The organism is Mesorhizobium sp. M4B.F.Ca.ET.203.01.1.1 (assembly GCF_004791025.1).
GTDB classification, from domain to species: domain Bacteria; phylum Pseudomonadota; class Alphaproteobacteria; order Rhizobiales; family Rhizobiaceae; genus Mesorhizobium; species Mesorhizobium abyssinicae.
Genome location: NZ_SRUO01000027.1, coordinates 34,713 through 42,406 on the forward strand (window position 1 = coordinate 34,713; position 7,694 = coordinate 42,406).

Annotated in this window: 5 protein-coding genes; 1 reads left to right on the forward strand and 4 read right to left on the reverse strand. The window is 67.6% G+C overall.

Going from position 1 to position 7,694, the window contains the following annotated elements; all coding sequences use genetic code 11:
• Nucleotides 1–226: 226 nt before the first annotated feature.
• The 4 genes from EN846_RS32765 to EN846_RS32780 all read right to left on the reverse strand — a co-directional run bounded on the left by EN846_RS32765 (nt 227) and on the right by EN846_RS32780 (nt 6,725).
• Nucleotides 227–3,505: an error-prone DNA polymerase gene (locus EN846_RS32765; RefSeq protein WP_127392683.1), complete on the reverse strand. Its 3,279-nt coding sequence runs from the start codon at nt 3,503–3,505 to the stop codon at nt 227–229.
• A complete protein-coding gene (locus EN846_RS32770; RefSeq protein ID WP_128275526.1) occupies nt 3,502–4,977 on the reverse strand; it encodes a DUF6504 family protein in 1,476 nt (491 codons plus the stop codon). Before EN846_RS32770 ends, EN846_RS32765 begins: the two co-directional genes overlap by 4 nt.
• A complete protein-coding gene (locus EN846_RS36220; RefSeq protein WP_127286467.1) occupies nt 4,919–5,929 on the reverse strand; it encodes a hypothetical protein in 1,011 nt (336 codons plus the stop codon). Before EN846_RS36220 ends, EN846_RS32770 begins: the two co-directional genes overlap by 59 nt.
• A gap of 142 nt (nt 5,930–6,071) precedes the next feature.
• Nucleotides 6,072–6,725: a LysE family translocator gene (locus tag EN846_RS32780; protein WP_127392681.1), complete on the reverse strand. Its 654-nt coding sequence runs from the start codon at nt 6,723–6,725 to the stop codon at nt 6,072–6,074.
• A gap of 135 nt (nt 6,726–6,860) precedes the next feature.
• Here EN846_RS32780 and EN846_RS32785 point away from each other — a divergent pair, with 135 nt between their 5' ends.
• Entirely contained in the window at nt 6,861–7,292 is a 432-nt protein-coding gene (locus EN846_RS32785) for a metallopeptidase family protein (RefSeq protein WP_127286465.1), read from the forward strand.
• Nucleotides 7,293–7,694 lie beyond the last annotated feature (402 nt).

Genomic DNA, 7,694 nt, shown 5'->3' on the forward strand with positions numbered 1-7,694 from the left:
CGTCTTTGTGTCAAGCCGGGGGATGTCTCGCCTTGATTGGCCTTGGTGCCGAATTGTCGGCGACGGCGCATTTGAGGACCGCCTTCCCCCACTCCGTCGCTGCTTCGCAGCGCCACCTCTCCCCCCTCCGGAGGGAGAGGAAAGGAGCCTCGCGGCGGGCGGGATGAGCTGGCGGAGAGGAGGAGCGCGATATGGGATTGCGTAATCCCGGGAAGGCGTAGGCCGCCTACTGAAAATTCCGCCCCCTGGGCATGACGCTTTCCGCCTTGTCCGATAGCATGGCGATGTCCGGCGGGGCGGGCAGAGCCGGGGTCATCTCCTCCAAAAGCATGGTCAGCCACGGCGTCAGGTCCTCGATCTTCTCGGCGACGATGTGGATGACGCCTGATTCCTGCTGTAGCTTGCCGGTGACGCGCACGAAGCGGGCGCCCATGACGATGGGGCGGAAGCGGGTGAAGGTCCTCTCCCAGAAAATGACATTGGCGACGGAGTTCTCGTCCTCCAGCGTCAGGAAGATCGCGTTGCCCTTGCCGGGGCGCTGGCGCACCAGCACGAGGCCGGCGACGGAGACGCGCCGGCCGTCCTTGACGGACGGGAGACGCGCATTGGGGGTGACGCCGGCGCGGTCGAGCCGCTCGCGCAGGAAGGCCACCGGATGCGCCTTCAAGGACAGGCCGAGCGAGCGGTAGTCGTGGATGACATGCTCGCCGAGCGGCATTGTCGGCAGCCTGGTCTCCGGCTCCAGTTCGCGCAGGCGGACCGTCGGCTGGTCGAACAGCGGCAATTTCTCGGCGGCACTCTTGCCGTCGAGCGCGCGCACCGCCCAGAGCGCGGCGCGGCGGTCGAGGCCGATCGAGCGGAAGGCGTCGGCCTCGGCCAGTCGTTCGATCTCGCCGACATCGAGGCCGGAGCGCAGCCAGACGTCTCGCACGGTCTCGTAGCCGGCGCCGCGCCGCTCGACGGACAGCGTCATGCGCTCCTCCGACAGGCCCTTGATCTGGCGAAAGCCGAGGCGGACGGCATGGCCGGTCTCGATCACGCCGCGCATCTCGGCATGGCGGGCAAGCACGCGAGCCGGATCGAAGGCGGTCTGTTCCAGCGCGCAGTCCCAGACGGAAAAGTTGATGTCGACCTCGCGCACCTCGACGCCGTGGTCGCGGGCGTCGCGCACAAGCTGCGCCGGCTGATAGAAGCCCATCGGCTGCGAATTCAGGATCGCGGCGCAGAAGACATCCGGGTAGAAGGTCTTGAACCAGCAGGAGGCATAGACCAGCAGCGCGAAGGAGGCGGCATGGCTTTCGGGAAAGCCGTATTCGCCAAAGCCTTCGATCTGCTTGAAGCAGCGCTCGGCGAAGGCCTGCTCGTAGCCCTTGCCGACCATGCCGTCGATCATGCGCTGGCGGTAGTTGCCGATCGTGCCGGTGCGCTTGAAGGTGGCCATGGCGCGGCGCAATTCGTCGGCCTCGCCCGGCCGGAAGCCGCCGGCGACGATGGCGATCTTCATCGCCTGCTCCTGGAACAGCGGCACGCCCAGCGTCTTGCCGAGGATCTGCTCCAGCTCCGGCTTGGGATATTCGGCCTGCTCCTTGCCCTGCCGGCGGCGCAGATAGGGGTGCACCATGTCGCCCTGGATCGGACCCGGCCGCACGATCGCCACCTCGATGACCAGGTCATAGAACGCGCGCGGCCTGAGGCGCGGCAGCATCGACATCTGGGCGCGCGACTCGATCTGGAAGACGCCGAGCGTGTCGGCGCGGCAGATCATGTCATAGACGCGGCCATCCTCCTCCGGAAGGGAAGCCAGCACATAGGGCCGGCCATAGGCGTCCCGCGCATCCGGATAATGCTGCGTGAGCAGTGTGAAGGCGCGCTTCAGGCAGGTCAGCATGCCGAGCGCCAGCACGTCGACCTTGAGGATCTTCACCGCGTCGAGGTCGTCCTTGTCCCATTCGACCATCTTGCGCTCGTCCATCGCCGTCTTGACGATGGGGACGACCTCGTCGAGCCGGTCCCTGGTGATGACGAAGCCGCCGACATGCTGGGACAGATGCCGGGGAAAGCCCATGATCTCGTTGGCGTGCTCGATCACCTGCCTGGCCAGCGGATCGCTGCGGTCGATGCCGCCGGCGGCTGCCTCCTTCTCGCCGAGCTCGGAGGTCGACCAGCCCCAGATCGAGCTGGTCAAGGCGGTGCGGACATCCTCGGACAGGCCCATGGCCTTGGCCACCTCGCGCAGCGCCGAACGGCCGCGATAGCTGATGACGGCGGCGGCGAGCGCGGTGCGCTTGGCGCTGTATTTCTGGTAGATATAGGCGATGACTTCGTCACGCCTTTCATGCTCGAAGTCGACGTCGATGTCGGGCGGCTCGTTGCGCTCCTCGGAGATGAAGCGCTCGAACAGCGTGTCGATCCGGTCGGGGCCGACCTCGGTGATGCCGATGCAGAAGCAGACGATGGAATTGGCGGCGGAGCCGCGCCCCTGGCACAGGATATGCTGGCTGCGGGCATATTTGACGATGTCGTAAACGGTGAGGAAGTAGCGCGCGTAGTTCAGCCGCTCGATCAGGGCGAGCTCTTCCCCGATGCGTTTCATCACGGCGGCGGGGACGCCGGCCGGATAGCGCGTCGCCGCCCCTTCCCTGGCCAGGCGCTCGAGCTCGGCCTGCGGCCCCAGGCCGGATTCGGTCGGCTCGTCCGGATAATTGTATTCGAGGTCGCTGAGCGAGAAGGTCAGCTCGCCGGCGAAGCGCAGCGTCTCCGCCAGCGCTTGCGGGTGGCGGCGGAAAAGCCTGGCCATTTCCTGCGGCGGCTTCAGATGGCGCTCGGCGTTGGCCGCCAGCTCCAGCCCGACCTGGGAAACGGGTGTGTTGAGGCGGATCGCCGTCAGCACGTCCTGCAGCGAGCGGCGGCCGGGGCTGTGATAGAGGACGTCGTTGGTCGCCATCAGCGGCACGCCCAGCCGGTCTGCCATCGCCGCCGCCTGCTCGACGCGCAAACGGTCATTGCCGCGATAGTCCGGCGCCACGGCAAGCCGCAGCGCCGCGCCAAAACGATCCTTAAGCCGGCTAATCATTGCGAGACTGCCATCCGGATCCGACGACAGGTCAGGCAGCGCCGCCAGCGACATCAGATCCCCCCATTCGAGAAGGTCGCCCAGCTTCAGCAGCGTCGCCCCCTTCTCGTTCTCGTCGCGCAGATTGGCCTGCGTCAGCATGCGGCACAGATGCCCCCAGCCGGCGCGGTCGCGCGGATAGGCGAGGATGTCGGGCGTGCCGTCGCCGAACACCAGCCGGCAGCCGGGATGATAGGCAAGCGTCTCCACCCTGGCCTGCTGCCAGGCGCGCACGACGCCGGCCACCGTGTTGCGGTCGGCAAGCCCGATCGCGGCGAAGCCGAGGTATTTCGCCGCGACCACCAGTTCCTCCGGCTTGGAGGCGCCGCGCAGGAAGGAGAAGTTCGACTGGATGCCGAATTCGGCATAGGCGGTGGCGGCGAGCGCGTTCATGCGAAGACCCCGTGCATGAACCAGCGCGGCGGCATGTCGGACGCGCCGTAGAGGCCCTGGCGGTAGAGCCAGTAGCGGCGGCCATCGCTGTCCTCGATGCGGAAATAGTCGCGGGTCGGCGCTTCCTCCTCGCCGGGAAGCCTTCGCCACCATTCCGCGGCGATGCGTTCCGGCCCTTCGGCGCGGGCGACGCGGTAGAGCGCGCGCCGCCAGCGGAAATTCATCGGCGGTCCCTCGGGCATCTCGGTGGCCGGCACCTCGATCGGCTCGGGCGAACGGAACAGGCGGATCGGCCGTTCCGGCGGATAGATGGTCACCGGCGGAACGGCGCGCTCCGGCCGCTTGAGCGGCGCGCGCCTTTGCGGCGCCTCGGAGAAGGGGACGATGGCGACGGCGCGCTCCGGCAAATGGCTCTCGACGGCAACCGGCCGCAGCACCGCGGCCTCGCCGAGCCGCGCGCGGACGCGGTCGGCGAACAAAGCGATATCGGCGTCATCGTCGTTGGCCTCGCCGGTGAGATCGGCCTGCTGCATGTCGAAGGCCGCCGCCGACAGTACCGAAAGGCGCACGAGGTCGAAGCCGTAGCCGGCGTCGATGTCCTGCTCGAGTGCCGCAAGCCGCTCGTGGAACAGCCTGCGGATCAGCGATGGCTCGCGCAGCGGGCGCGAGGTGCCGACGGCGATGCGGCTGACGGCGCCGTCGACGCGGAAGAGCAGCAGAGCGAGCGCCCTCGCGCCCTCGCCACGCCGCTCGAGGTCGCCCTTCAGCGCCGTGGCCAGCCGGCTCACCAGCCGCTCGATGTCGTCGGTCAGCACGACCGGCTCGGCCAGGTGGCGCTCGACCGAAAGCGGCGCCACCGGCAGGCGCGGCGACACCGCCTCGTCGAGGCGGCCGAGCGCCTGGTCGAGGCGCAGCAGCAAGCCAGCGCCGAAGCGGCGGGCAAGCGGGGCGCGGGGCGCCGTCATCACCGCGCCCGCCGTGCGCAGGCCGACGCTTTCGAGGCTGGCGCGCGTTTCCGGCTCGATGCGCAGTGCCGAGAGCGGCAAGGGCGCCAGCAGCGTCTCCTCCTCGCCGCCGGCGACGATCCGGTCGCCATGAAAATGCGCCGCCGCCCAGGCGGCGCCCGGGGTCGAGGCGAGCCCGGCGCGGACATCGAAACCCTGCTCAAGGAAGCGCGACAGGATCTCGTCCTGCATGGCGCGTTCGCCGCCGAAAAGATGGGTGCAGCCGGTGACGTCGAGGAACAGGCCGTCGGCGCCGTCGATCGCCACCAAAGGCGTGTAGCGGTCGCACCAGTCGGCGAGGCCTTCGAGCAGGCGGCGGTCGGCCTCTGGATCGGCCTCGACGATGTCGATCGTCGGGTGCATGGCGCGCGCGTCGGCGATGCCCATGCCGCGCTTCAGCCTGAGCGCCTCAGCCCGCTCGTCGAGGGCGGCGATGCGCTGGGCGTTCATGTCGCGGTGGCTGATCACCAGAGGCAGGTGCTGCGACGGCCGGGAACGCCAGGACCGCCCCAGACGCTGGCGCAGGATGCGGTCGGCGGCGAGATGCGGAAACCACAGCGACAGGATTCGTTGCCCGTTCTTCCTGGGTCCTTCTTTCCTCGAAAACATGTTCATCGGGGTTCCACTCCAGTGTGAATTGTCCGGGGAGCGCGGTGCGGCTCTTGCCGATGTTGACGGTGAAGGCGGGACGGCCGATCGAGCCGGCCAGCGGCCCGGCGATCGTCGCGCGGCTTGCCGAGGGCGCGGCCGACACGATGAGGCGCACGGGCGCGGCGGTCGGCTCGGCCTCGCCAGCCTGGCGCAGCAGCAACACCGGCCGGCCGGCGTCCTGGGCGCGGGCGTGCAAACGCCGCGTCGCGGTGAGGTCGAGAGGCCGCGGGCTGCCGCGGATTTCGAGGATGACGGCGGCGAGCGCCGTCATGCGGGCGGCTTCCTCGGCGATCCACAGCGCGTCGAGCAGCCTCGGCGTCTCGGAAAACAGCAATTGCTCGGGCGCGATGCCGAACAGGCTCCGAAGTCCGCCGGCATAGGGGAAGCCGGCCTCGCGGAAGATTTCCGAGGTGCCGACCCACAGCACCGGCAGTCCCGGCTGCCGCGTCAGGATCAGGCCGGCAAGCGACAGGGCAAAGCCGGCGACGGCTCCGGCGTCGCGGGTCTCGACGCCATGGATCTCGCTCAGCGCCGCCTTCGGCAGGCCGCCGCCGAGGGCGTCGTCGAGCGGCTCGATGCCGGTGCGCAGGAAGGCATCCGGCGCGGCAACGGCAAGGCCGCGCCGAACCACCGTGACATCGGCGATGTCGCGGTCATCAGGCGACGCGCCGGCCGGCGCCGCCAGGCGCTCGGGCAGCGTTCCCTCGATCTTCGCGATCTGGCGGCGCAGGGCAAAAACAGTCTCCCGCGCCACGGCGGTCATCGCCATGACGGTCAACTTTCAGCAGCATTGTTCCTGTTATGTTCCTATAGATTCCAGAGCGGTCCGGAAGAGTCAAGCAGAGTCATTGTGAATTTATTCCTCTGTCATTGTGCGCTTTCGTTTGACGCAATCCGGATGGAAAACCGCTTCACAGTTTTCCTGGAATTGCTTTAGCGCTGGCCACCGAAGGCCAGCGGGCCGCAAGCCCGGCAAAGACGGTTCCCAGCAACAGCTGCGGCGCCCGCTGAAACCGCGTCCGTCTCGACAATGCCGCGCCGATCCGGCTGGCGGTCAGGATGACCAGACCGTTGACGACCAGCCCGATCAGGTTGAGCACGGTTGCCAGCACCAGTATCTGCCCCGCCACGGACCCGGCCTGCGGCTGCACGAACTGCGGGAACAGCGCCAGCACGAACAGCGCCATCTTCGGGTTGAGGAGATTGGTCAACAGCCCCTGCCGGACGATGCGCGCTAGCGAGTGGCGCGCAAGGCCGGCGACCGGCGCAAGCGCTGCCCCGTCGGAGCGGAACGCTTTCCAGGCGAGATAGGCCAGATAGGCAGCGCCGGCGTAACGCACGATGTCGTAAGCGATGGGCGCGGCAAGGAACAGTTGCGACAGGCCGAAGGCAGCGGCCAGCGCATGGCAATAGGTGCCGGCGGCGATGCCGACATAGGTCGCCAGGCCAGCCGCGCGCCCCTGGCTGGCGCTGCGGGAAGCGATCAACAGCATGTCCGGCCCCGGCGTCGCGGTCAAAGCGAGGCAGGCAATGGCGAAAAGTCCAAGGGTGGAAAGGTCCGGCATGAGGAGCTCCTGATACATGGCCGGAACCGACGGATAGCCGATTCCCCGGCAGCGGCAAAGGATATGCAACGGAATTGCCGCATCATTTGCCTCGACCGGCGCGAAAGCCTATATGCCGGGATCAAAGGACAAAGAATGGCCCGCATCTACAAGACCCGCACCTGGCACGACCAGCTTTCGCCGTCGATGGAGGAAATGGAGTTCCTGGCGCTGGAGACTTACGCTCATTTGCCGGAGGATTTCCGCAAGCTGACCGGCGAGATCGTCATCCAGATCGCCGACTTCCCGACCGACGAGATCATGGACGATCTGTCGCTGGAAACGCCGTTCGACCTGCTCGGCCTGTTCGAGGGGCGCGGCATCGCCGAGCGCTGGAACCCGCAGACCGGCGAGGGCCCGAACCGCATCACGCTCTACCGCCGCGCCATCCTCGACTACTGGGCCGAGAACGAGGAGACGCTGGGCGACATCGTCACCCATGTGCTGATCCACGAGATCGGCCACCATTTCGGCCTGTCGGACGACGACATGGAGCGGATCGAGGAAGCGGCGGAGCAGACGGCCTAGAGCCTTTTCGCGAAATCGCATCGCGCCGTTCCTCCCCCCCGTCGATCGGGGGAGAGGTGTCGAGCGAAGCTCGACGGAGTGGGGGTCGACATGGCTGGGGCGTTGTTATTCAGCCAGGGCGATGTCTCGCCTCGACTGAGGTCCTGCGCTGAATTATCAGCGCCGCCGCATTTTGAGGACCGGCTTCCACCACTCCGTCGCTGCTTCGCAGCGCCACCTCTCCCCCCTCCGCAGGGAGAGGAACGGTGCCTGTCCGAACCGGATAGATAGGTAACAGAATGGACCGATTGCATAGGTGACAGTTTTCTCCCTCGCCGGAGGACCCGGCGATGGTTTGGCGAGAGACTGGCATCATGGACGAGCGGCTTCGTTTTGTAGTGGATTGCCTTTCTGGCGAAGAGA

Coding starts and splice junctions, on each gene's coding strand:
- EN846_RS32765 (WP_127392683.1), bottom strand. CDS start 3,505: ATGAACGCGCTCGCCGCCACCGCCTATGCCGAATTCGGCATCCAGTCG.
- EN846_RS36220 (WP_127286467.1), bottom strand. CDS start 5,929: ATGGCGATGACCGCCGTGGCGCGGGAGACTGTTTTTGCCCTGCGCCGC.
- EN846_RS32780 (WP_127392681.1), bottom strand. CDS start 6,725: ATGCCGGACCTTTCCACCCTTGGACTTTTCGCCATTGCCTGCCTCGCT.
- EN846_RS32785 (WP_127286465.1), top strand. CDS start 6,861: ATGGCCCGCATCTACAAGACCCGCACCTGGCACGACCAGCTTTCGCCG.